This is a genomic window from Streptomyces sp. NPDC048419 (assembly GCF_043200415.1).
Taxonomy (GTDB): Bacteria; Actinomycetota; Actinomycetes; order Streptomycetales; family Streptomycetaceae; genus Streptomyces.
Genome location: NZ_JBICXT010000015.1, coordinates 217340 through 238556, shown reverse-complemented (window position 1 = coordinate 238556; position 21217 = coordinate 217340). Strand labels below are relative to the sequence as shown.

Below are 21217 nucleotides of genomic sequence, written 5' to 3'. Positions count from 1 at the left end.
TAAGGCCCGTACGAACGACGAAGGGCGGGGCCTCCCGGAGAGGTCCCGCCCTTCGTCGTACTCACTACTGGCCGGAGGCCGTGGCGCTCGCGGAGGCCGAGTCGGTCGGGGTGGCCGACGTGTTCGGCTTGTTCGCGGGGTTGGTGGCCGCCGTGCCGGTCGGGGTGGGGGAGCCCGTCGCGGTCTTGCCCGGCTTGGCGGTGGGGGAGGCGGGAGCCGACGGGATCTCGCTCGGGCCCCAGTGCTCGAAGTAGCTCTTGGCCGGGACCACGAAGGCCTGCAGGCTCACGTCACCGGTCTTGCTGAACGTGAAGGTGACCTTGCGGACGCTGCCGTCCTGGACCGCCTCGCGGCCGTTGGGCAGCACGGCACTGGCGTTGCCCTTGCCGCCGATCACCACGGAGCCGTGCGCCGGGACGACGAGCTTGCCGCCGCCCTTGGCAGGCTTGACCTGGGCGGTCGCGTTGACGTTCGGCAGGGCGATCGAGTCGACGGTCTGCGCGGCGTCGCCGTTGTTGAAGAGGGTGGCCGAGACCACGGCCGGGCCGGTCGCGTTGCTGTCCGGCTGCGTGACGATCAGTGCGTTCTGCACCTTGATGTCACCGACCTTCACGGCCGCGTTGTCCGGCTTGACCTCCAGGGTCTGGGCGTCGCTGCCGGCGCCGCACGCGGCGAGCGAGGCGATCGAGAACGCGATGACGGCGGCGGCAGGAGCGCCGCGTCGAAGGCTGCTGCTCACGGCGGCGGCAACTCCTTGACTCGAACGTGGCGACCGGTGAAGCCGCCCCAGGTGTCTGTCAGTGGCCCATAGGCTACCGAGCCGTTCCCGGCTCTCCGCACCCGACCCTCCCTCAGGGCGCCGGGATCGCTCACGAGGGGGAGCGCACTCACTCGTCCGCCATTCACATAAGCCGCTTCGGCATACCCCGCACGGCGGGCGCGAAATTTCCGTGCGGGAAATCGCGATCACCCCGGAATTGATCACGCGGGGGAACAACGGGTGACGTGGACGGGGTCCCGTGATCAATTTCGGAATCGGCGCGGAAGCGGCTCCCGGCACCGAACGGAGTAGCGGAAGTCGCACATCTGGAACCAGACATATGCGGACGTTCGTCCCCTTGGAAGGGCCTCCGGATGTGTGTAACGTACGCGTTTCTCCTCCCCCGGAGAGCCGCTCCGACCTGCGAATACCTTCTTCCGCTAGGGCCGCGAAGCACGTTCCTGTCGCTGTTGTCAAGCCCCGAGATATGCCCTGACCTGCGAAAACGCCATTCAGAACCCGCCGTTTCCGTGTTACCCTGGATAGCCACGGAAGGGGTACCTGTCACATGACGTTCAAGGTTGGCGACACCGTGGTCTATCCCCATCACGGGGCCGCGCTGATCGAGGCCATCGAAACTCGCCAGATCAAAGGCGTGGACAAGACCTACTTGGTGCTGAAGGTCGCCCAGGGTGACCTGACGGTACGTGTGCCAGCGGACAATGCGGAGTTCGTCGGCGTACGTGATGTGGTCGGTCAGGACGGGCTGGACCGGGTCTTCGAGGTGCTGCGCGCGCCGTACGCCGAGGAGCCCACGAACTGGTCGCGTCGATACAAGGCAAACCTGGAGAAGCTCGCCTCGGGCGATGTCATCAAGGTCGCGGAAGTGGTGCGTGACCTGTGGCGTCGTGAGCGCGAGCGCGGACTGTCCGCCGGTGAGAAGCGGATGCTCGCCAAGGCCCGCCAGATCCTGGTGAGCGAACTCGCCCTCGCGGAGAACACGAACGAGGACAAGGCCGAGGCCCTGCTCGACGAGGTTCTCGCGTCCTGAACCTGACGCAGGCGCAAGCCCGCTTCAGCACTCAGTACATCGAAATGCCGCGGTGCCCGATGACGTATTTTTTGTCGCCGGGCGCTGCGGCATGTTCGCACTCGGACGCCGTGCCTACAGCTACGTTCAAAAGAGGGCGGTGCCCTTTACTGGCGTGCCGGGCCCGGGCTGCAGGCTGACCAGGGTCACGGAAGGGTCCGGTCAAGGCGTCGCGCCCGGCACTTCCCAGGCCATACCCACGCCTGGACGGCACACAAACCTGACAGGAACCGATGTCTGACGATTCGCGCCCCTCGCCCGCGGAAGCCCGCACGGCTGCCGTGATTCCGGCCGCCGGACGGGGCGTACGCCTCGGCCCGGGCGCCCCCAAGGCGCTCCGCGCGCTGGGCGGCACCCCCATGCTCATCCACGCGGTGCGCGCGATGGCCGCGTCCCGCGCCGTCTCCCTGGTCGTCGTCGTGGCGCCGCCCGACGGCGCCGCCGAGGTCAAGTCGCTCCTCGACGCGCACGCACTGCCCGAGCGGACCGACTTCCTGGTCGTCCCCGGCGGCGAGAGCCGCCAGGAATCCGTGAAGCTAGGCCTCGACGCACTGCCGCCCGACTACGACATCGTGCTGGTGCACGACGCCGCGCGGCCCCTGGTGCCGGTGGACACGGTCGACGGCGTGATCGAGGCCGTACGGGACGGGGCGCCGGCCGTCGTGCCCGCGCTGCCGCTCGCCGACACCGTGAAGGAGGTCGAGCCGGCGGCGGCCCCGGGCGGGCCCGAGCCGGTGGTGGCCACCCCGGTGCGGGCCCGGCTGCGTGCGGTGCAGACGCCCCAGGGCTTCGACCGGGCCACGCTGATCCGCGCCCACGAAGAGGTCACCGAGGACGTCACCGACGACGCGAGCATGGTCGAGAGGCTCGGCAGCACGGTCCTCCTCGTGCCCGGCCACGAGGAGGCCTTCAAGGTCACCCGCCCGCTGGACCTGGTCCTGGCCGAGGCGGTCCTGGCCCGCAGGAGGCTGAACGATGGCTTCTGAAGCGTCCGATCCCCGGCCGCCGGCGGACGTGCCCGTGCCCCTGCCCCAGGTCGGCATCGGCACCGACATCCACGCCTTCGAGGAGGGCCGCGACCTGTGGTGCGCGGGCCTGAAGTGGGAGGGCGAGGGACCGGGGCTGGCCGGACACTCCGACGCGGACGTCGTCGCGCACGCCGCGTGCAACGCGCTGTTCTCGGCCGCCGGACTCGGTGACCTGGGGCAGCACTTCGGCACCGGGCGCCCCGAGTGGTCCGGCGCCTCCGGCGTCACGCTGCTCACCGAGGCCGCCCGGATCGTCCGCGAGGCCGGCTTCCGGATCGGCAACGTCGCCGTACAGGTCGTAGGACCCCGTCCGAAGATCGGCAGGCGCCGGGACGAGGCGCAGAAGCTGCTGTCGGAGGCGGCGGGGGCGCCGGTCTCCGTGTCCGGCGCCACGACCGACGGTCTCGGGTTCCCGGGCCGCGGCGAGGGCCTGATGGCGGTCGCGACGGCACTCGTGGTGCGGGTGGGCTGATCGTCTGCCGCCAGGGGTGGCGGCCCCCGGTCCACGGCGACCGCGCCGCGGCCCGCATGAAGACCCGCCCCACCACCGGAGGCAATGTCACGAAAGCGTCCGCCTTGACGTGAAGGTCGCAAGGCACTACCCCACGCCCACTACCCTTGGAGACGTGACTATTCGCCTGTACGACACCAGCGCCCGGCAGATCCGTGACTTCGCCCCGCTCAAGCCGGGTTGCGTCTCGATCTACCTGTGTGGCGCCACGGTGCAGGCGGCCCCGCACATCGGGCACATCCGCTCCGGGCTCAACTTCGACATCATGCGCCGCTGGTTCGCGTACCGCGGCTACGACGTGACGTTCATCAGGAACGTCACCGACATCGACGACAAGATCATCGCCAAGGCGGCCGAGCAGAACCGCCCCTGGTGGTCGATCGGTTACGACAACGAGCGCGCCTTCAACGAGGGTTACACCGCACTCGGCTGCCTCCCGCCGACGTACGAGCCGCGGGCCACCGGCCATGTCACCGAGATGGTCGAGATGATGCAGGGCCTGATCGAGCGCGGACACGCCTACGAGGCACAGGGCAGCGTCTACTTCGACGTGCGCTCGTTCCCGGGCTACCTGGAGCTGTCGCGGCAGGAGCTCGACAACCTCCAGCAGCCCGCCGGCACCGGCGAGTCCGGCAAGCGCGACCCGCGTGACTTCGCCATGTGGAAGGCCGCCAAGCCCGGCGAGCCGACCTGGGCGACCCCGTGGGGCCGCGGCCGTCCAGGCTGGCACCTGGAGTGCTCGGCGATGGCGCACAAGTACCTCGGCACCGCCTTCGACATCCACGGCGGCGGCCTGGACCTGATCTTCCCGCACCACGAGAACGAGATCGCCCAGGCCAAGGCCTACGGCGACGAGTTCGCCCGGTACTGGGTGCACAACGCCTGGGTCACCATGGCAGGCGACAAGATGTCCAAGTCGCTGGGCAACAGCGTCCTGGTGAGCGAGATGGTCAAGCAGTGGCGCCCGATCGTGCTGCGCTACTACCTCGGCACCCCGCACTACCGCTCGATGATCGAGTACAGCGAGGAGTCGCTGCGCGAGGCCGAGTCGGCGTTCGCGCGCATCAAGGGCTTCGTGCAGCGCGTCGTGGAGAAGGCCGGCGTCGTCGAGCCGTCCCCCGAGGTGCCGCTCGCCTTCGCCGAGGCGATGGACGACGACCTGGGCGTGCCCCAGGCCCTCGCGATCGTGCACACGACGGTCCGGCAGGGCAACTCCGCTCTCGCGGCCGACGACAAGGAAGCCGCCGTGGCCCGCCTCGCCGAGGTGCGCGCCATGCTCGGCGTCCTCGGCCTCGACCCGCTGGACGCGCACTGGGCCGGCGAGACCGACCGCGGCGAGGATCTGCACGGCGTCGTCGACAGCCTCGTACGCCTGGTCCTGGACCAGCGCGAGGCGGCCCGCGCCCGCAAGGACTGGGCGACCGCGGACGCCATCCGCGACCAGCTCAACCAGTCCGGGCTCACCATCGAGGACGGCCAGCAGGGTCCGCGCTGGAGCCTCGGCCCGCGCTGAGCCCGGCCGCCGAGCAGAAGATCGATTGTGCCGCCCGGCTGTCCGGGCGGCACACTTCATAGACGTACGCACATCCGCTTCACGACAGACAGGTAGGTCATGGCCACCAACAACCGCCGCATGTCCGGCAAGAAGGGCGCGCAGGTCGGCAGTGGCGGCCAGCGGCGCAAGGGCCTCGAGGGCAAGGGCCCGACCCCGCCCGCCGAGATGCGCAAGAAGCACAAGGCGAACCGCATCGCGAACGCCAAGGCGAAGCAGGCGGCGCGCCGTCCCGCGCCGCGCGGCCGCGGCGGCAAGTCGTCCTCCGAACTGGTCGTCGGCCGCAACCCGGTCGTCGAGGCGCTGCGCGAGGGCGTGCCCGCCTCGACCCTCTACGTCCAGCAGTTCATCGACAACGACGAGCGGGTGCGCGAGGCGCTGCAGCTCGCGGCCGAGCGCGGCGGCATCAACCTCATGGAGGCGCCCCGCCCCGAGCTCGACCGCATGACCAACGGCCTCAACCACCAGGGGCTCGTCCTCCAGGTCCCGCCGTACGAGTACGCCCACCCCGAGGACCTGGCGAGCGCCGCCTACGACGACGGCGCGGACCCGCTGATCGTCGCCCTCGACGGTGTGACCGACCCGCGCAACCTCGGCGCCGTCGTCCGCTCCGTCTCCGCCTTCGGCGGCCACGGCGTGGTCGTGCCCGAGCGCCGCGCGGCCGGCATGACCGCCGGTGCCTGGAAGACGTCCGCCGGTGCCGCCGCCCGTACGCCCGTCGCCCGCGCCACCAACCTGACGCGCGCCCTGGAGGCGTACAAGAAGCAGGGCATCGTGATCGTCGGCCTCGCCGCCGACGGCGAGGCCGAGGTCGGCGACCTGCCGGCCCTGGGTGGCCCGGTCGTCATCGTCGTCGGCAGCGAGGGCAAGGGCCTGTCCCGTCTCGTCGGCGAGACCTGCGACTTCCGCGTGCGCATCCCGATGCCGGGTGGTGCCGAGTCGCTCAACGCCGGTGTGGCCGCGGGAGTCGTTCTGTACGAGGCGGCTCGGCGGCGCGCCTGACGCAGCCGACGCGGGCGCGAGTGAACACGCGTCCGCACCGTCACCCGTGCGGGTCGATCTGGGTGTCGGGGACAAGATTGACGCGGTCCGGACACATCCGGCACGAGTCAAAGCAGTGTCCTAAACGACCGTCACTCGGTTAGATGAGTGTGGACACCAGAACACCCCGCACACCCACGGGGGACGGCCCGTCGGGATTCGATGACGCTCCCGCGCTGAGCATGGTGAAGGTGCCGAGCGACCCGGCGCAGGTGATCGTCAACCATGCGAGCTTCCGCGTGATGCTGGGCGCCTCGAAGCGCGCCCAGTCGCCGCGGATCGCACGGCACTTGAGCGCCACCCAGGAGGGCGCCCGCCAGCCGGTCGTCGGCACCGCGGCGGGCAGAGCGGGGGCCGCCGCGGGCGCCCGGCGCCGGCCCGTCGTGTGGAGCGGCAGGTCCGCCCCGGACGACACCGGCGCGCACCGCCTGCTCCAGGCCGTTCGGGGCGGCAGCGTCGGGCACGGCGAGGAGCCGTCCGCCGACGCGGGCGCCACCCAGGTCATCCCGCGCGTCGGCGCCGGCGGTTACGACGAGGTCTACCACGAGCTCGAAGCGACCGTGGAGACCCCGATCGTCGGCGCCCAGCGCAAGCACCAGGACGACGACCCCGGCGGCACCCGCCTCCTGCCCGCCATGCGCACCGTCGGCAGCGCCTACGACGAGGAACAGGCCTACGGCGCCGAGGAGTTCGAGGACTTCGACGAGTTCGGCGAGGCCGACGGCACCGACCAGTCGGCCAGACGCCACGGCGACGACCCGGCCCGGCACGCCTACTACCCCGGCCGTCGGATGAACCTCGGCGTCGTCCTGCTCCCGCTGCGCATCTTCCTCGGCTTCATCTCCATCTACGCCGGCATGGGCAAGCTGTGCGACCCCGTCTACTTCGACGGCGGCAAGCGCGGCTCCATGGTCAAGTGGCTCAACACCCTGCATCCGTGGGAAGTCGCCGAGCCGCTGCGCCAGTTCGCCCTGCACCACCCCGTCGGCTCGGGCCTGGTCATCGCCTTCGCGCAGGTCGTCGTGGGCGTCCTGACGGTCCTGGGCTGCTGGCAGCGGGTGGCCGCCGTCTTCGGCGCCCTGCTCTCCGCCGCGCTGATCGTCACGGTCAGCTGGAAGACCGTCCCCGCCTACGACGCCCCCGACATCATCTACCTCGCCGCCTGGTCCCCGCTGATCATCGCCGGCGCCCCCGTCTACTCCGTCGACGGCCGCCTCGCGGGCAACGCCTGGCGGCGCCTCGGCCCGGGCTCCGACATCTGGGAGCTGCGCCGCTACGTCCTGCGCCGCGGCGCCCTCGTCACGGCGGTCGCGACCGGCGTCACGCTGCTCGTCGGCTCGCTGCTCGGCGGTGCTGTCCGTGACGCCGACCGCGTGACCGTCCCGGGCCCCGGCGAGGCCCCGCGCAACGAGCTGCCGGGCTCGCCGCTCCCGCACACGCCGGGCGCACGGCACAGCCACTCGCCGTCGGCCTCGAACTCGCCCACGCAGGGCGCCACCGCCGGCTCCACCCCGTCGGGCGCGGCGGCCACGCCGGGCGCCACGGCGACCGGTGGCAGGCCCAGCCAGAGCCAGAGCCAGAGCACGGCGGGCCAGGCCCCGCCGCAGCAGTCCTCGCCGAGCGGAGGCGCCCCCAGCACCAGCGCCGGTCCCACCTCCGGTGGCGGCGCGGGCGGTACCGGCTCGACCGGCGGCACCGGCTCCGGAGGCTCCTCCTCCGGCGAGCCGGGCCTGGTGGGCGGCCTGTTGGGGTAGCCGAGCCGGTGGGCGGCATCCTGGGCACCCCCACCGGCTGACTCACCGGGTCCATACGAAGGGGCCCCGCACACGGTGCGGGGCCCCTTTCGCAGCTCACGGTCCTGCAGCGCCGCTGAGGGGCACGGGGAACTGCGCGACCAGCCGCCCCCGACCGGCAGCCGAAGAACAACACCCCCGCGAACTGTCAGCGACCCAGCGCGGCCAGCTCCTTCGCCGCCTCGGTCAGATCCTTCGCCGTATCGATGGCGCGCCAGTACGCGCCCTGCGGGATCGGGAAGCCGGCCAGCCGGTTCTCACGCGCCAGATGCGGGAACGTGGTCCGCTCGTGATCGCCCCGCTCAGGGAGCAGCCCGGCGAACTCGGGCGAGAAGACGTACACACCGGCGTTGATCTCGAACGTCGACGGCGGCGCCTCGATGAAGTCCGTGATGTGCCCGAAGCCGTCCGTCTGCACGGCGCCCCAGGGCAGGCGCGGGCGGGCCAGGGCGAGTGTGGCCGTCGCGTCGCGCTCGGTGTGGAAGTCCGCCATGTCGCGCAGCGAGAAGCGGGTCCAGATGTCGCCGTTGGTGGCGTACCAGGGCCGGTCCGGGTGCGGGAGGTGGGCGGCGGCGTACTTCAGCCCGCCACCGCGCCCGAGGGGCTCCGTCTCCACGACCGTCGTCACCTTCACCGGCAGGTCGGCGGAGTCCAGCCAGTCCTGCAGCACCTCGGCGAGATGGCCGCAGCTGATCACCACGTCGGTCACGCCCTCTTCGGCCAGCCAGGCAAGCTGGTGGCCGATGATCGGAGTCCCGGTACCGGGTATCTCGACCATCGGCTTGGGCCGGTCGTCGGTGTAGGGGCGCAGCCGGGTGCCCTGGCCACCGGCCAGGACGACGGCTTGAACGGGGCGGGAGGCGGCGTTCGGATCGGTCATGACCGAACTGTACGGCGCGTCCCGCCCACGTCCGGAGCCGGAAGCCCTTCCTTAATCAGCCGTTACCCTCCTCCGAACCGGCCACGGGGGAGGAGGGACGGGGTCAGACGTGTGCGGCCGCGACGCCGGAGGCGAACGAGGTGTCGCAGACGGGGCGGGCGTAGGACTGGGCGCGCGTGGGGCCGTAGACGCGGACCGCGGCGCGGCCCACGGCGCGGGCGATGGACGCGCAGTGCCGGGCGAGCGACGGGCGCTCCGCCACGGCCTGCTGGAGGTGCGTGAGCACCACGCCCGGATCGTCCTCCTGGAGCTCCGCCAGGAGCTTGTCGCGCAGCACGTCCTGCGGGGCGCGGTGGGTCGCCTTGGCGTCCTTGGTGATGTCGGTCGCGTCCGAGGCGGTGAGGACCGAGTTGGACTGGCTTCCCGTCCAGTTGACTCGGGTGACCGCGAGGGTCCCGGAAAGCACCAGGACGACGGGCAGGACGAGGGCGAGCGTGCGGCCGATACGGCGGGCGGGGCCCCGGCCGCATCGCGTCTGTCGGTTAGTGGAGTGCTTCACGCGAGTGAGAGTAGCGCCAGGTGATGATTTGGCGACATTTAGTCACCGGTTCGGGGGATGAAGAACCGCCTCGGAGGGGGTACGAGGTTGACGCGCACTGCTCGAAATGACCGGTCTGCCGGGGTATTTGTCGACAAGAAGAAGGGCCCCGCAGCTGTTTGCGGGGCCCTCTTCGTCAACCTGGGTGAATTTTCCGGGATGGGCGCTTCGGCGGTTGCCGTTCGGCCCTGTCGCCTCAGTCGGAGAGGCGCTCGCCCGTGGAGGTCGAGAACACGTGGGTCTCGCCCGGCCGCGGCACCACGTGCAGCGTGGCGCCCTTCTCCGGCACCCGGCGGCCCTCGACGCGGACGACGAGGTCCTTGCTCTCGCCATCGACCTGGGCGGCGCCGTACACGTATCCGTCGGCGCCGAGCTCCTCGACGACGTTGACGGAGACCGCGAGACCGGCCGGGGCGTCCTCGGTGTCCTTCGTCAGGGAGGACGCGGCGGCGCCGTTCTCCTCGACGATGTCGAAGTGCTCGGGGCGGACGCCGACGGTGACCGTGCGGTCGCCCTTGTCGGCGGCGGCCTTCAGGGCGTCACGGTTGACCGGGACGACGCTGTTGCCGAACTTCACACCGCCGTCGGTGATCGGCACCTCGACCAGGTTCATGGCGGGGGAGCCGATGAAGCCGGCGACGAAGAGGTTGGCGGGGCGGTCGTACATGTTGCGCGGCGAGTCGACCTGCTGGAGCAGCCCGTCCTTGAGCACGGCCACGCGGTCGCCCATCGTCATGGCCTCGACCTGGTCGTGGGTGACGTAGACGGTGGTGATGCCGAGACGGCGCTGGAGCGACGCGATCTGCGTACGGGTGGAGACGCGGAGCTTGGCGTCCAGGTTGGACAGCGGCTCGTCCATGAGGAAGACCTGCGGCTCACGCACGATGGCGCGGCCCATGGCGACGCGCTGACGCTGACCGCCGGAGAGCGCCTTCGGCTTGCGGTCCAGGTACTCGCTCAGGTCGAGGATCTTCGCGGCCTCTTCGACCTTCTTGCGGATGTCCGCCTTGTTGACGCCGGCGATCTTGAGCGCGAAGCCCATGTTGTCGGCGACGGTCATGTGCGGGTACAGCGCGTAGTTCTGGAACACCATGGCGATGTCCCGGTCCTTCGGCGGCAGGTGGGTCACGTCGCGCTCACCGATGCGGATGGCGCCGGCGTTGACGTCCTCGAGCCCCGCGAGCATCCGGAGCGAGGTGGACTTGCCGCAGCCGGACGGACCGACGAGGACGAGGAATTCGCCGTCCCCGACTTCGATCTCCAGACCGTCGACGGCGGGCTTCTCGGTGCCCGGGTAGATCCGGGTCGCCTTGTCGAACGAAACAGTGGCCATGGTGAAGGGCCCCCTTCTACCGGCAGGAACGTGCCGGACGATCCGTTGTAGGAAGGTGGTGGTGTAGTCCACGAGAGTGAACTGGCTCAGGACGGTACCTGGCGTTCGCCTGATCTGTCAGTACCTGAGGGGCGGTGAACTTCGCGGAAATTTTCGACAGGGGGCCTGTGGGACCTGGGTACACTGCACGGGCACGTACGCGAAGCAGACGTGCAGGCCTCCTTAGCTCAGCTGGTCAGAGCGCCGCTCTTGTAAAGCGAAGGTCGTCGGTTCGAATCCGACAGGGGGCTCGGCCGACGGCAGGCTCGCCCCCTCACGGGAGCGAGCCTGCTGTGCGTCGCGGTCATCCCGCGAGATCCTGCGGCGCGAGCTCGCCGGCCCGCTGCTCGCGGGCCACGGTGACGATGACGTCCCGCAGCCGCTCGACGTACAGCCGCATGTTCTTGTACGCGGCGTCGGTGTCGGGGTAGCGGCAGGTGAACCACAGGCCCTCGTGCAGCCGGTTCAGCCAGACGCACACCTGGTCGCCGTACGACACCCTGACGAGCCCGTAGGCCGCCAGCTCGTCCCAGCGCTCCGACCCGGGGATGCCCCGCGCGTCGACGAACGAGACGATCGAGTACAGGTCGGGCGAGGTCGGCCGGAAGTCCGCGCCGAGCAGGCGCAGCACCCGGGCCAGGGGCATGCGCGCCAGCGACCGGTTGCCCTGCAGCTGGGTGCGCACCGCCTTGAGCGCGGTGAGGAAGTTGGGTGCCTCGTCCACGGCGACCTCGATGGGCGCTCCGCCGACGTACCAGCCCACGGAGTTGCTCCACTTGGACTTCACCCGCGTGTGGAACGGCACGACGGCGCGGTAGACGGGCTGACCGCCGATCTCGTGGACGATGAGGCTCGTGGCGGCGAGGATGCCGACAAGGCTGCCGCCGAAGGGCCGGCAGTACGCCTCGAACGCGGCGGCGGCGTCCGCGTCGACGAGCATCTCCCGCATGAGCTTCTGCGTGGGCAGCGTGCCGCCGGGCTCAAGTCCCAGATCCACGGGGAAGTTGGGCAGTTTCCCGTCGCACCGCTGGATGAACTCCCGCCAGCGGCTGACGATCGCGTGCGTGCCGTCCATGCGGTCCGCGTCCGCGCGCTCGATCTCGCAGAAGTCGACGTAGCTGCCGACCGGCGCCGCCCCCTCGACGGGGCGGCCCTCCAGGGCGGCCGCGTAGAGCTCGTGGATCTCGGCGGGGATGCGCTGGATGGAGTACGCGTCGACATTGCTGTGGTCGAAGCCAATGTACACGCTGGTGCAGTCGTCCCTGATGACCGCCGCGTAGAGGAAGTTGGGCCAGCTCAGGGCGTTGGCGCCGTCGTCGAAACGGTCCTGGAGGTGCTGGACGAGCCGGTCCGCGTCCGGGAAGTCGCCGACCTCCTCGCGGTGCAGCGAGACGGCCTCGGGCTCGAGGGTGAAGCGGTGCATCTCGTCGCCCTCCCAGCGGAAGCCGCTGCGCAGCGTCTCGTGCCGCAGCGTCCAGCCGCGCAGCGCCGCCTCGAGCGCGTCGAGGTCGACCGTGCCCGGGATGTCGAAGGCGGTGCCGAGCCAGGTCGGCACGAACAGGCCGTCCTCCCGCACGGACCGTGCGGTCCTGATGTGTCCTTCCTGGACGTACGCCGGCGGCCGGGGGTCGGCCGGAAGGTCCGCCGCAGCCGCGACCGTCTCCGGACTGAGCGCCCACTCGACAAGCCGTCCGGGCCGGACCTCGCAACGCTGGATGTCGGTCATTCGCACGGGCGTCTCCGTTCGCAGTTGGAGCCCGAATGGGGCGGACCCGATCAAGGGAATGCCGCGACCGCGAAAGTAGATGCCCGGAACATGATGTGTTCCCACTTTTGAGTGGATTGAGTGATCGGCGGTTGTGAGCCAATCGGTCTGCCGGGCATCAGGTAGCGCTAATCAAGGCGCATATCCCCGGGCCCTTCGTACGGACACGGGCTTTTCGGCAGTGCGGGAATACCCATTTGTAACTGATAGTGTTCGTCCAGTCACAGTAGGCAATCAGCCTCGACTTACAGGCAATCAAGGACCGAGGGTTCCATGCGCAAGCTTCAGAAGGCCATGATCGCAGCGGCAGTGGCGGCCGGGGGTCTGTCCGCCATCGGTGCCGGCGCCGGTACCGCCTCCGCCCACGGCTACGGCTACGACGATGCGCCGAAGCCGACCGAGCACTACCGCCCGTACCAGGAGTGCAGCCCGCAGACGGCGGCCGAGGGCGACCTTCCGGTCAGCGTGCTGGGTCTGTCGGAGACCTTCGACACCACGTGCGGCCAGTTCAACAACGCCTTCACCGGCTGACGGCTGCCGCCAAGTCCTGCGCGACGCTTTCCGCGGGCCCCTCGGGGTCACCCCCCGAAGGGGCCCGTCCGTGTGTGGCGGCCCGGAGTGCGAGGCCGCTCAACCCCAGGTCAGCCCTTCACTTCTCAAGCGAATCGGCCCCGAACGGGCGTCCCTCACAAAGGAAACGGATCACATGTTCAGTAGGAAGAAGATCGCGGCCGTCTCGGGGCTCATCTGCGGCCTCGCTGTGACCGGTCTCGGCGTCACCCAGGCGCATGCCGCCGCGGGTCCGGGCACCTGCACCCTCGACCTCCAGGGCAACGTCACCTGCGTGCAGAAGATCACCGGTCAGATGGCCGAGGGCGAGCGCTTCGCCATCCCCAAATCGACGACGTGCGAGCCGATCCAGCCCATGCAGCTGCCGGTCATCCCCCTGGTGAACAACGGGGCCACGCGCATCGGTCCCGAGGTGACCTGTACTCCCGACGGCGCTCCGGCGCCCGTCAAGGACGACAAGAGTGACGACGGTTTCGAATTGCCCGGTGGCCTGCTGGGCTGACCCCTTTTCGTGTGACGGACGGCCGGTATTCGGGGTGACCCGGACCGGCCGTTCTTAATGGTGATGAATGGAAAAAATGTTTATCGCCATAAACCGACACGGCACATAGAAGGCCCCGAAGATCCCAAATGACTACGTTTCGTCTGTATATGCTCACATTAAGTAGTCAAACCAGGGCTTCACGCCCAGTCAGGGAAGGGTCTCACTATGCGCAAGTTTCAGCGGGCCGCGGTCGTAGTCGCAGCGGTCGCGGGGCTGTCCGCTCTCGGCGCCGGCGCCAGCTTCGCCGACGGCTTCGGTGGGGTCACCGCGGTGGCCTCCTCGCAGGCCAACGCCGTGGCCACCAGCGCTGCCCCGTACGGTCCGCAGGCCGCTCCGCAGGCGGCTCCGTACTTCGCGCCGATGAACGGTTTCAACTACGCGCCGCAGATGGGCTACTTCGCCGCTCCGCAGGCCGCCCCCCAGGCCGCTCCGCAGGCGGCTCCGCAGGCCGTCCCGCAGGCGGCTCCCCAGGCTCCGCAGGCGGCTCCGCAGGCCGGCTACGGCTACGCGGCCCCGTACGGCGGCCAGTAAGGCAGCGCCGCACACCCTCACACAGCACCGGCAGCCCGGACGCGCGAAAACCCCTCGGGGTGCGCGGCCGGGCTGCGGCAATTGCAAAGGAACACAGCATGCTCAGTCGAAGGACCGTCGCAACCGTCTCGGGGCTCCTGGGGAGCCTCGCCGTGATCTACGTCGGCGGCGCGCAGGCGCACGCCGCCCAGTCGCCCGGCGACTGCAAGACCACCGCCGAGGGGGAGACGACCTGCGTGCACAAGAGCGAGGTCGTCCACAAGAACAAGAACGGCACGTTCATCGTCAAGCAGGACCAGAAGTGCTCTACCGCGGCCCGGCCGCGGCTGGTGCTGCCCGACGACGAGGCGATGAGCACGGGGACCACGGAGGTCGGCCCAGTGGTGGACTGCTCCAACACCGAGCTCCTGCCCAAGGGTTTCAAGCGCCCCCACGTCGACCGCCCGCACATCCAGCGTCCGCACATCGAGTTCTGACGCGCCGTCGGATTCTGACGCATCATCGGGTCCTGACGCACCATCGAGAATGCCGGATCGGGGACGGTTCCCGATCCGGCATTTCGGTGTTCCGGTGACACCAAAACCTCGGTGCCCCGGCCGAACGGCCGGGGCACCGAGGAAGGGTTTCGACCTTACTTGCCGACGCTGTTGTTGCAGCCCATGCTCGAGCCCAGCGAGGTCTGCTGCGCTCCAGCGTTGCCCTCGCCGTTGAGCAGGTTGCCGCCCAGGCCGTTGAGAATGCCGACCTGGCCGAGGACGTCGACGTTGGCGTCGTGCGACCGGCAGGTGGTGCTCTGCAGGACGCTGAAGCTGGAAGTGCCACGGTGCCCGTCTTCGCCCGAACCCCAGCCGCCCTGATCGGCGTGGGCGGCGCCGGCACCCATGAACCCGACGCTGCTGATGGCAGCGACCAGGACGGCAGCCTTGCGAAGCTTGTGCATGTCATCTCCGGTGGAGTGAAGTGGATGCGATCTGTGACAGATCGACTTCGTGCAGTTACGGAGGCTAATACGAAATATCCATGCAAAACCGTGCGGCGCGCCGAATTCCGGGGAAGCCTCACCGCCTTGGTCGATGGCGATGAATGACCGGCGCACAAATAAGGGGTCCCGGCTCCGAGTTGCCCTCGGTGCCGGGACCTGATTCCCGCTCACGGCCGCCTGCGGCCGCCCGCGTGAATTAGAAGGCGCTGTTGTTGCAGCCCATGCTCGAGCCGATGTGCGTGTCCTGCGCGCCCGGGTTGCCCTCGCCGTTGAGCGCGTTGCCCAGCAGGCCGTTGAGCAGGCCGACCTGGCCGAGGACGTCCAGGTTCAGGTCGTGCGACTTGCAGTTGGAGCTCTGCAGGACGCTGGTGCGCTGGTCGCCGCCCTGGCCGCCGTGGCCTCCCTCTCCTGCCTGGGCGGTGCCGGCACCGACGAGCCCGACGGTGCTGATGGCGGCGACCAGGACGGCAGCCTTGCGAAGCTTGTGCATGTCATCTCCGGTGGAGTGAAGTGAGTGCGATCTGTGGTAGATCGACTTCGTACAGTCACGGAGATTAATGCGAAATATGGGCAAATCGGGCAGCGACGCGCCGTGTTTTGTGTTCTTGTCGTAGAAGCCCCGCGGGGAGTACGGCGCTCTAGTGGGCCTTGGCGAGGGCGTTCGCCTGGCTGTTGCCCTGGCCGCAGTTGACGCCCTTGGTCTCGGCGGCGGCGAGCAGCGCGACGGGGAGGTTCGCGTTGAGCAGGTTCTGCGGGCTGCACTCCTGGTACGGGCGGAAGAGGTTGTTCTGCTCCACCGGGGCGGACTGCCCCGGGGCCGCCGGCTGCGGGGTGAGCTGGGGGCTGAGCTTCGGGTTCACCTGCGGGTTGAGCTGCGGGCTGACGTCGGCACCACCCGTCGGGGCGGCCTGGCGCTGCGGCGCGGGCGAACCGGTGGTGTGCGCGGTGGCCTGCGAACTGGTCCACGACGCGGCCTCACTGCCCTGCTGGGGGGCGGGCGGTGGGGCGGTGTACCCGGCGGGGGCGTCGGCGAAGCTGGGGACGACGCCGATGGCGGACAGGCCCCCGGCGGCTGCTGCGACGAGCGCGACGTGCTGGAACTTGCGCATGGAACCCTCGGCCCTTCATTGACGTGCATGGAACGTGCGGAACTGCTGGATGGACCATTGCTCTGGCCCTGTGGCAACGACATAACTTCCGCCCCCGTCACGGGAGTCGGGGAGTGGTCACCCATTTGCCGAGGAGGCTGGAATATCGGTCCGGTAATCCGATCAATGCCAAATGGGTGACGGGGTTTTCGACCCCGTGACCGGGTCGGCGGAAAGGTCGTTGCCAGCGGGGAGAGGGCAGTTGGGCGTCTACCGGAGAGGGACATCGGGATCCGCTGTCGGCTCCGGCGCGACTGCACTTAATACAACGGATTTCCCTGCACTGGTATTGAAGGGCCGAGGGTTCCATGCGAAAGCTTCACAAGGCCGCACTCGTCGTAGCGGCGGCCGGCGGTCTGTCCGCCATCGGCGCCGGCGTCAGCCAGGCCGACACTATGGGCGGGTACTACCCCGGTTCCGCCCCTGCGCCGGCTCCGTACTATCCGGCACCCCAGGCCGCGCCGGCGCCCGCTCCCCAGTACTACGCGCCTCCGGCGCCCCAGTACCAGGCGCCGCCTCCTCAGTACTACGCGCCCCCGGCCCCCCAGTACTACCCGGCTCCCCAGCAGAGCGCCCCTCAGGCCGCGGCCGCGACCACCGCCGCCGGCAGTGCGCAGGCCGGTCCGCAGTACGCGCAGCCGGCTGCGATGCAGGCTCCTCCGGCTCCGTCGCAGATGGGTCAGGCCTCCGCCTTCGCCTCGTCGGGCGGTGCCGCGCAGGCCGGGCAGCCGTCGTACAGCGCTCCGCAGCAGGCCGCCCCGCAGCAGGCCGCTCCCCAGCAGCAGGTGCCGCAGGTCGTGCCGCAGGTCGCCCCGCAGACCTCGCCGCAGGTCGTGCCGAAGGTCGCTCCGCAGGTCGAGATGCCGCAGGTCTTCAACCCCGAGCCGGCGCCGCACGTCGCGCCCCAGGTGAACCCGCAGGTGAACCCCGAGGTGAACCCGCTCATCAACCCGCTGATCTCGCCGGCCAGCGCGCCGCAGGTGCCGGGGCTCGGACTCGGACAGGTCGCGGCGCCTCCGGTCGGGCAGTTGGGTCTGCCGCGACTCGGCTGACGGCCCGTCCGTAGTTGTCCACCGTCCCAACCCGATCTGCTGCAGATCACTTCCGCTCGATTTCAATGGAGAAGAAATGCGCAAGCTTCAGAAGGTGGCTCTTGTGGGGGCCGCCGTCCTCGGCAGCCTCGGTTCCTTCAGTGCCGGTCCCGCCTTCGCACACGGTGAGGCGGGGGCGCACGACGGCGGCTTCGACGTCTCGCAGGGCATCGAGTGCCGCTCGCACGACATGAACGTCGACGTTCTCGGCAGCGTGGGCGCCCTGAACGGTGTGCTGGGCAACGCGCTCAACGGTGAGGGCAACCCGGGTGCGCAGGACCACCACCTCGGTTCCGACATGGGCTGCAACAGCAAGGCCCTCTGAGCGTTCGCCTCATCTGCTTCTCCGCACGACCCTCCCCGGCTCCCCCGCAAGGGGGTGCAAAATGCCCAGGTCAGGAGCGATCCTGCCTGGGCTTTCGCACGTCTTGGCCAAGCGCCTCGAGCGGTTCGTCCGTCAGGCGGTACACCGTCCACCCGTCCTGCGGGCGCGCGCCGAGGGACTCGTAGAAGGCGATGCTCGGGGCGTTCCAGTCCAGGACGGACCATTCGAGGCGCTCGTAGCCGCGGGTGACGCAGAGGCGGGCCAGTTCGGTGAGCAGGGCCTTGCCGTGGCCGGCGCCGCGCGCGGTGGGGCGGACGTAGAGATCCTCGAGGTAGATGCCGTGGACGCCGCGCCAGGTGGAGAAGTTCAGGAACCACAGCGCGAAGCCGACCGCCTCGCCGGTGGTGTCGTCGGCCGCGATGTGGGCGAAGGCGGCGGGGTGTTCGCCGAAGAGGGCCTCGTGGAGCTGGGCCTCGGTGGCCTTCGCCTCGTGCGGGAGCTTCTCGTACTCGGCCAGTTCGCGGATCAGGGCGTGGATGACGGGAATGTCGGCGGGGGCCGCGGTGCGGATCATGCCGTCGAGGCTAGCTGGCGGCCTCGCGCAGGCGCCGGGCGATCTCCAGCCGGCGGGGCTCGACCGGGCGGCCGTCCTCGACGTCCCAGAGGGTGTTCTCCAGGAGGCGGCCCAGGGTCCAGGCACGCGCGCGGGCGCGGTCCAGGCCGAGGACGTCCGTCATGGCGTCGAAGCGCCAGCGGATCTCGTCGGCCTCGAAGCGGTTGTCGATCGCCGGCCACAGTTCGAAGCCCGGGTCGCCTGCCAGGGGTTTGGGGTCGATGGCGAGCCAGGGGGCGCGGTCCGAGGCGAGGACGTTCTCGTCGTGCAGGTCCCAGTGCAGGAGACGGTCGCCGGGCTCGTCGACGACCTCACGTACGGCCGCCGCGCAGTCCGCGACCAGGCGGCGGGCCTCGGTGTCGGGGATGCGTTCCAGGGCCCGGGGGGTTCGCTCCAGCATGGCCCGCGCGATGTCGCCGAGGCGGCGCATGCCCCGCGGGGCCGGGGTGGCGGTCAGCCGGGCGAGCAGGTGGGCGATGACCAGGACGGCCTCGCGGGTGCCGGGGAGCTGCGAGAGCATGCGGGTGTGGTCGAGTCGTTCCAGGAGCATGGCGTGGGTCGCCCTGTCGTGGTCGAGCAGACGGACCGCGCCGGCGCCGTCCCACAGGCGCAGGGCGACGGGCTCGCCCTCGCTCTCCTCGTCCAGCAGCTGAAGCTTCAGCACGGCCGGGGTGGCGTCGGCGCGGAGCACCGGCAGGACGAGGGCGGTCATGCCGTGCATGGGGCGGCCGTCCAGCCGCAGTTCCCACCGCTGGAGGAACTGCGCCGCGAGGTCCGGCAGGCCGGCGACGAAGGCCCGCCCCGCCTCGCCGTTGTACCTCTCCTGTGCGGCCGCCAGCTCGCTCGGGATGTCGATCACACGGGCGACGATACTGACGTGGGTGAATCGCCTCATGCGAATTGACCGGGGGCTCGGAGAGAAGGCGTGGGCGTACGTCCGCAGCGCCCCCGGCACGTACATCTGGCTGGCCATCCTGTTCGTCACCACGGTCGCGCTGCACCACATGTCGCCGGAGTTCGAGCAGGACTTCCTGCGGCAGCGGTCCACCAACATCCATGAGCTGTCGAACGATCCCACGCGGGTGCTGGTGCAGAGCGCGATGTGGATCGACGGGGGTGACTGGGTGCCGTACGCCGTCCTCTACACCGTCTTCCACGCGCAGGCCGAGCGCTGGCTGGGGACGCTGCGCTGGCTGATGGTGTGCGTGGCCGCGCATGTGCTGGCCACGCTGATCAGCGAGGGCGCGCTGCTGAAGGCCGTGCGGGACGGGATGGCGCCCTACTCGGCGGTCAACACCCTGGACATCGGGGTGAGTTACGCGCTCGCGGGGGTGGTGGCGGTGCTGACGTACCGGATCGCGGCGCCCTGGCGGTATCTGTATCTCGCGATCGTGCTGGTCGTGTACGGGGAGCCGCTCGCCGCGACGCCCACTTTCACCGACTTCGGGCACTTCCTCTCCGTGCTGATCGGGCTCGCCTGCTATCCGCTGGTCAGAGGGCGTGGAGAAGCATGGAATCCGAAGGAGACATGGGCTGCTCCGAGGGGTTAGCTTTCCGGCCATGAGCAGCTCGGCGAAGAGTGTGGTGAACGGCGGGATCTCCTTCTGGTACGCGGACGACGGGCTCCCGGCGGTGCGGGAGCCGCTCGCCGGTGACGCCGCCGCGGACGTCGTCATCGTGGGCGGCGGGTACACGGGTCTGTGGACGGCGTACTACCTGAAGAAGGCCGCCCCCTTCCTCCGGGTCACCGTCCTTGAGCAGAAGTTCTGCGGATACGGCGCCTCGGGGCGCAACGGCGGCTGGCTGTACAACGGGATCGCGGGACGCGACCGGTACGCGAGGCTGCACGGCCACGAGGCCGCCGTACGGCTGCAGAAGGCGATGAACGACACCGTCGACGAGGTCGTCCGGGTCGCCGCCGAGGAGGGCGTCGAGGCGGACGTCCACAAGGGCGGGGTGCTCGAAGTCGCCACCACACCGGCCCAGTTGGCGCGGCTGAAGACCTTCCACGCGCACGAGCTGTCGTACGGCGAGAAGGACCGTGAGCTCTACGGCGCCGGGGAGGCGGCCGAGCGGATCCGGGTCGCGGACGCGGTCGGCGCGAGCTGGACCCCGCACGGGGCGCGGCTGCACCCGGCGAAGCTGGTGAAGGGGCTGGCGGCCGCCGTCGAGGCCCTCGGGGTGACGATCCACGAGTCGACGCCGGTGACGGAGATCCGCCCGAAGCACGCGGTGACGCCCTACGGGACGGTGCGGGCGCCCTATGTGCTGCGCTGCACGGAGGGGTTCACCGCCGGTCTCAAGGGGCTTCGGCGCACCTGGCTGCCGATGAACTCCTCGATGATCGCGACCGAGCCGCTCACCGACGAGCAGTGGGAGTCGGTCGGCTGGGAGGGACGCGAGACGCTGGGCGACATGGCGCACACGTACATGTACGCGCAGCGCACCGCCGACGGGCGGATCGCGCTCGGCGGGCGCGGGGCGCCGTACCGCTTCGGGTCGCGGACCGACAACGACGGGCGCACGCAGGAGGCGACGATCGAGGCGCTGCGGGAGATCCTGGTGCGCTTCTTCCCCTCCCTCGCCGGTGTGCGGATCGCGCACGCCTGGTCGGGTGTGCTCGGGGTGCCCCGGGACTGGTGCGCGACGGTGACGCTGGACCGGACGACCGGGCTCGGCTGGGCCGGCGGCTATGTCGGCTCGGGCGTGGCCACGACGAATCTCGCGGCGCGCACGCTCACGGACCTGGTGCAGCTCGACTCGGGGCAGGGCGGGCGCACCGAGCTGACCGCGCTGCCGTGGGTCGGGCACAAGGTGCGCAAGTGGGAGCCGGAGCCGCTGCGCTGGCTCGGCGTGCAGGGCATGTACGCCACCTACCGGGCGGCGGACCAGCGCGAACGGCGCACGCACGGCGCCGAGTCGTCGAGGCTGGCGCGGTTCGCGGACCGGGTGGCGGGGCGGCACTGAGGCCATGCGCCGAAGGGGAGGGGTCCACGCTGCGGTGGGTCCCTCCCTGGGGCGTG

At 70.3% G+C, this 21217-nt stretch carries 24 protein-coding genes and 1 tRNA gene; 15 read left to right on the top strand and 10 right to left on the bottom strand.

The window, feature by feature from the left end; translation table 11 throughout:
- Nucleotides 1-64: 64 nt before the first annotated feature.
- Nucleotides 65-739, bottom strand: a complete 675-nt coding sequence (locus ACGFYN_RS29245) for a DUF461 domain-containing protein (RefSeq protein ID WP_393868880.1) — start codon at nt 737-739, stop codon at nt 65-67.
- A gap of 589 nt (nt 740-1328) precedes the next feature.
- Here ACGFYN_RS29245 and ACGFYN_RS29240 point away from each other — a divergent pair.
- From ACGFYN_RS29240 to ACGFYN_RS29215, 6 genes are all read left to right on the top strand, one after another.
- The gene (locus ACGFYN_RS29240) at nt 1329-1811 is read left to right on the top strand and encodes a CarD family transcriptional regulator (protein WP_003953493.1); all 483 of its coding nucleotides are present in this window, start codon (nt 1329-1331) and stop codon (nt 1809-1811) included.
- 272 nt (nt 1812-2083) lie between these two features.
- Complete coding sequence (ispD, locus tag ACGFYN_RS29235; RefSeq protein WP_393868879.1) at nt 2084-2836, top strand: 2-C-methyl-D-erythritol 4-phosphate cytidylyltransferase; 753 nt, start codon at nt 2084-2086, stop codon at nt 2834-2836.
- Nucleotides 2826-3350: a 2-C-methyl-D-erythritol 2,4-cyclodiphosphate synthase gene (gene ispF, locus ACGFYN_RS29230; RefSeq protein WP_393868878.1), complete on the top strand. Its 525-nt coding sequence runs from the start codon at nt 2826-2828 to the stop codon at nt 3348-3350. The genes ispD and ispF overlap by 11 nt, the downstream gene beginning before the upstream one ends.
- A 154-nt stretch (nt 3351-3504) precedes the next feature.
- The gene (cysS, locus tag ACGFYN_RS29225; protein WP_393868877.1) at nt 3505-4902 is read left to right on the top strand and encodes a cysteine--tRNA ligase; all 1398 of its coding nucleotides are present in this window, start codon (nt 3505-3507) and stop codon (nt 4900-4902) included.
- A 99-nt stretch (nt 4903-5001) separates the two neighbouring features.
- Complete coding sequence (gene rlmB / locus ACGFYN_RS29220; RefSeq protein WP_393868876.1) at nt 5002-5943, top strand: 23S rRNA (guanosine(2251)-2'-O)-methyltransferase RlmB; 942 nt, start codon at nt 5002-5004, stop codon at nt 5941-5943.
- Nucleotides 5944-6086: 143 nt separating this feature from the next.
- Nucleotides 6087-7736, top strand: coding sequence for a DoxX family membrane protein (locus ACGFYN_RS29215; RefSeq protein WP_393868875.1), 1650 nt, complete (start codon nt 6087-6089; stop codon nt 7734-7736).
- A gap of 187 nt (nt 7737-7923) precedes the next feature.
- On the opposite strand, the gene ACGFYN_RS29210 is transcribed toward ACGFYN_RS29215, so the two are convergent.
- From ACGFYN_RS29210 to ACGFYN_RS29200, 3 genes are all read right to left on the bottom strand, one after another.
- Nucleotides 7924-8655, bottom strand: a complete 732-nt coding sequence (locus tag ACGFYN_RS29210) for an NDP-sugar synthase (RefSeq protein WP_393868874.1) — start codon at nt 8653-8655, stop codon at nt 7924-7926.
- A 103-nt stretch (nt 8656-8758) separates the two neighbouring features.
- Entirely contained in the window at nt 8759-9214 is a 456-nt protein-coding gene (locus tag ACGFYN_RS29205; RefSeq protein WP_393868873.1) for a hypothetical protein, read from the bottom strand.
- A 235-nt stretch (nt 9215-9449) separates the two neighbouring features.
- Entirely contained in the window at nt 9450-10586 is a 1137-nt protein-coding gene (locus ACGFYN_RS29200; protein ID WP_393868872.1) for an ABC transporter ATP-binding protein, read from the bottom strand.
- A gap of 216 nt (nt 10587-10802) precedes the next feature.
- Here ACGFYN_RS29200 and ACGFYN_RS29195 point away from each other — a divergent pair.
- A tRNA-Thr gene (locus tag ACGFYN_RS29195) sits at nt 10803-10876 on the top strand.
- Between the two features lie 53 nt (nt 10877-10929).
- Here the strand turns inward: ACGFYN_RS29195 and ACGFYN_RS29190 are convergent.
- Complete coding sequence (locus ACGFYN_RS29190; RefSeq protein ID WP_393868871.1) at nt 10930-12357, bottom strand: condensation domain-containing protein; 1428 nt, start codon at nt 12355-12357, stop codon at nt 10930-10932.
- 306 nt (nt 12358-12663) lie between these two features.
- Between ACGFYN_RS29190 and ACGFYN_RS29185 the strand changes: the two genes are divergently transcribed.
- The 4 genes from ACGFYN_RS29185 (at nt 12664) to ACGFYN_RS29170 (ending at nt 14511) form a co-directional block, all read left to right on the top strand.
- A complete protein-coding gene (locus ACGFYN_RS29185) occupies nt 12664-12921 on the top strand; it encodes a hypothetical protein (RefSeq protein ID WP_393868870.1) in 258 nt (85 codons plus the stop codon).
- A 175-nt stretch (nt 12922-13096) separates the two neighbouring features.
- Entirely contained in the window at nt 13097-13462 is a 366-nt protein-coding gene (locus ACGFYN_RS29180; protein ID WP_393868869.1) for a hypothetical protein, read from the top strand.
- A gap of 207 nt (nt 13463-13669) precedes the next feature.
- Nucleotides 13670-14035, top strand: a complete 366-nt coding sequence (locus ACGFYN_RS29175) for a hypothetical protein (protein WP_393868868.1) — start codon at nt 13670-13672, stop codon at nt 14033-14035.
- A gap of 98 nt (nt 14036-14133) precedes the next feature.
- Nucleotides 14134-14511 carry a hypothetical protein gene (locus ACGFYN_RS29170; protein ID WP_393868867.1) on the top strand — a complete coding sequence of 126 codons (378 nt, stop codon included), beginning with the start codon at nt 14134-14136 and terminating at the stop codon, nt 14509-14511.
- A gap of 155 nt (nt 14512-14666) precedes the next feature.
- On the opposite strand, the gene ACGFYN_RS29165 is transcribed toward ACGFYN_RS29170, so the two are convergent.
- The 3 genes from ACGFYN_RS29165 to ACGFYN_RS29155 all read right to left on the bottom strand — a co-directional run bounded on the left by ACGFYN_RS29165 (nt 14667) and on the right by ACGFYN_RS29155 (nt 16126).
- Nucleotides 14667-14975 (bottom strand): hypothetical protein, encoded by a 309-nt coding sequence (locus ACGFYN_RS29165; protein ID WP_393868866.1) that lies wholly within the window; start codon nt 14973-14975, stop codon nt 14667-14669.
- Between the two features lie 238 nt (nt 14976-15213).
- Nucleotides 15214-15507, bottom strand: coding sequence for a hypothetical protein (locus ACGFYN_RS29160; protein ID WP_393868865.1), 294 nt, complete (start codon nt 15505-15507; stop codon nt 15214-15216).
- Between the two features lie 148 nt (nt 15508-15655).
- On the bottom strand, nt 15656-16126 hold the full coding sequence (locus tag ACGFYN_RS29155; RefSeq protein WP_393868864.1) for a hypothetical protein: 471 nt from the start codon (nt 16124-16126) through the stop codon (nt 15656-15658).
- Nucleotides 16127-16473: 347 nt separating this feature from the next.
- Between ACGFYN_RS29155 and ACGFYN_RS29150 the strand changes: the two genes are divergently transcribed.
- Nucleotides 16474-17217, top strand: a complete 744-nt coding sequence (locus ACGFYN_RS29150; protein WP_393868863.1) for a hypothetical protein — start codon at nt 16474-16476, stop codon at nt 17215-17217.
- Between the two features lie 76 nt (nt 17218-17293).
- Nucleotides 17294-17581, top strand: coding sequence for a hypothetical protein (locus ACGFYN_RS29145; RefSeq protein WP_393868862.1), 288 nt, complete (start codon nt 17294-17296; stop codon nt 17579-17581).
- A gap of 70 nt (nt 17582-17651) precedes the next feature.
- Here the strand turns inward: ACGFYN_RS29145 and ACGFYN_RS29140 are convergent, their stop codons facing one another.
- Complete coding sequence (locus tag ACGFYN_RS29140; RefSeq protein ID WP_393868861.1) at nt 17652-18155, bottom strand: GNAT family N-acetyltransferase; 504 nt, start codon at nt 18153-18155, stop codon at nt 17652-17654.
- 10 nt (nt 18156-18165) lie between these two features.
- Nucleotides 18166-19089: an aminoglycoside phosphotransferase family protein gene (locus tag ACGFYN_RS29135; RefSeq protein ID WP_393868860.1), complete on the bottom strand. Its 924-nt coding sequence runs from the start codon at nt 19087-19089 to the stop codon at nt 18166-18168.
- On the opposite strand from ACGFYN_RS29135, the gene ACGFYN_RS29130 reads away from it, so the two are divergent.
- Both ACGFYN_RS29130 and ACGFYN_RS29125 read left to right on the top strand, forming a co-directional pair.
- The gene (locus ACGFYN_RS29130) at nt 19088-19744 is read left to right on the top strand and encodes a rhomboid-like protein (RefSeq protein WP_393868859.1); all 657 of its coding nucleotides are present in this window, start codon (nt 19088-19090) and stop codon (nt 19742-19744) included. The genes ACGFYN_RS29135 and ACGFYN_RS29130 overlap by 2 nt on opposite strands.
- Nucleotides 19745-19754: 10 nt before the next feature.
- Nucleotides 19755-21161, top strand: coding sequence for an NAD(P)/FAD-dependent oxidoreductase (locus ACGFYN_RS29125; RefSeq protein ID WP_393868858.1), 1407 nt, complete (start codon nt 19755-19757; stop codon nt 21159-21161).
- The last annotated feature ends 56 nt before the right edge of the window (nt 21162-21217 follow it).

Excerpts from the sequence above, each read along its gene's own strand:
- ispF (WP_393868878.1), top strand. The coding sequence starts at position 2,826 with ATGGCTTCTGAAGCGTCCGATCCCCGGCCGCCGGCGGACGTGCCCGTG.
- ACGFYN_RS29170 (WP_393868867.1), top strand. The coding sequence starts at position 14,134 with ATGCTCAGTCGAAGGACCGTCGCAACCGTCTCGGGGCTCCTGGGGAGC.
- ACGFYN_RS29140 (WP_393868861.1), bottom strand. The coding sequence starts at position 18,155 with ATGATCCGCACCGCGGCCCCCGCCGACATTCCCGTCATCCACGCCCTG.
- ACGFYN_RS29165 (WP_393868866.1), bottom strand. The coding sequence starts at position 14,975 with ATGCACAAGCTTCGCAAGGCTGCCGTCCTGGTCGCTGCCATCAGCAGC.
- ACGFYN_RS29160 (WP_393868865.1), bottom strand. The coding sequence starts at position 15,507 with ATGCACAAGCTTCGCAAGGCTGCCGTCCTGGTCGCCGCCATCAGCACC.
- rlmB (WP_393868876.1), top strand. The coding sequence starts at position 5,002 with ATGGCCACCAACAACCGCCGCATGTCCGGCAAGAAGGGCGCGCAGGTC.
- ACGFYN_RS29150 (WP_393868863.1), top strand. The coding sequence starts at position 16,474 with ATGCGAAAGCTTCACAAGGCCGCACTCGTCGTAGCGGCGGCCGGCGGT.
- ispD (WP_393868879.1), top strand. The coding sequence starts at position 2,084 with ATGTCTGACGATTCGCGCCCCTCGCCCGCGGAAGCCCGCACGGCTGCC.
- ACGFYN_RS29240 (WP_003953493.1), top strand. The coding sequence starts at position 1,329 with ATGACGTTCAAGGTTGGCGACACCGTGGTCTATCCCCATCACGGGGCC.
- ACGFYN_RS29210 (WP_393868874.1), bottom strand. The coding sequence starts at position 8,655 with ATGACCGATCCGAACGCCGCCTCCCGCCCCGTTCAAGCCGTCGTCCTG.
- ACGFYN_RS29185 (WP_393868870.1), top strand. The coding sequence starts at position 12,664 with ATGCGCAAGCTTCAGAAGGCCATGATCGCAGCGGCAGTGGCGGCCGGG.
- ACGFYN_RS29200 (WP_393868872.1), bottom strand. The coding sequence starts at position 10,586 with ATGGCCACTGTTTCGTTCGACAAGGCGACCCGGATCTACCCGGGCACC.
- ACGFYN_RS29155 (WP_393868864.1), bottom strand. The coding sequence starts at position 16,126 with ATGCGCAAGTTCCAGCACGTCGCGCTCGTCGCAGCAGCCGCCGGGGGC.
- ACGFYN_RS29130 (WP_393868859.1), top strand. The coding sequence starts at position 19,088 with ATGCGAATTGACCGGGGGCTCGGAGAGAAGGCGTGGGCGTACGTCCGC.
- ACGFYN_RS29125 (WP_393868858.1), top strand. The coding sequence starts at position 19,755 with ATGAGCAGCTCGGCGAAGAGTGTGGTGAACGGCGGGATCTCCTTCTGG.
- ACGFYN_RS29135 (WP_393868860.1), bottom strand. The coding sequence starts at position 19,089 with ATGAGGCGATTCACCCACGTCAGTATCGTCGCCCGTGTGATCGACATC.
- ACGFYN_RS29215 (WP_393868875.1), top strand. The coding sequence starts at position 6,087 with ATGAGTGTGGACACCAGAACACCCCGCACACCCACGGGGGACGGCCCG.
- ACGFYN_RS29175 (WP_393868868.1), top strand. The coding sequence starts at position 13,670 with ATGCGCAAGTTTCAGCGGGCCGCGGTCGTAGTCGCAGCGGTCGCGGGG.
- ACGFYN_RS29180 (WP_393868869.1), top strand. The coding sequence starts at position 13,097 with ATGTTCAGTAGGAAGAAGATCGCGGCCGTCTCGGGGCTCATCTGCGGC.
- ACGFYN_RS29145 (WP_393868862.1), top strand. The coding sequence starts at position 17,294 with ATGCGCAAGCTTCAGAAGGTGGCTCTTGTGGGGGCCGCCGTCCTCGGC.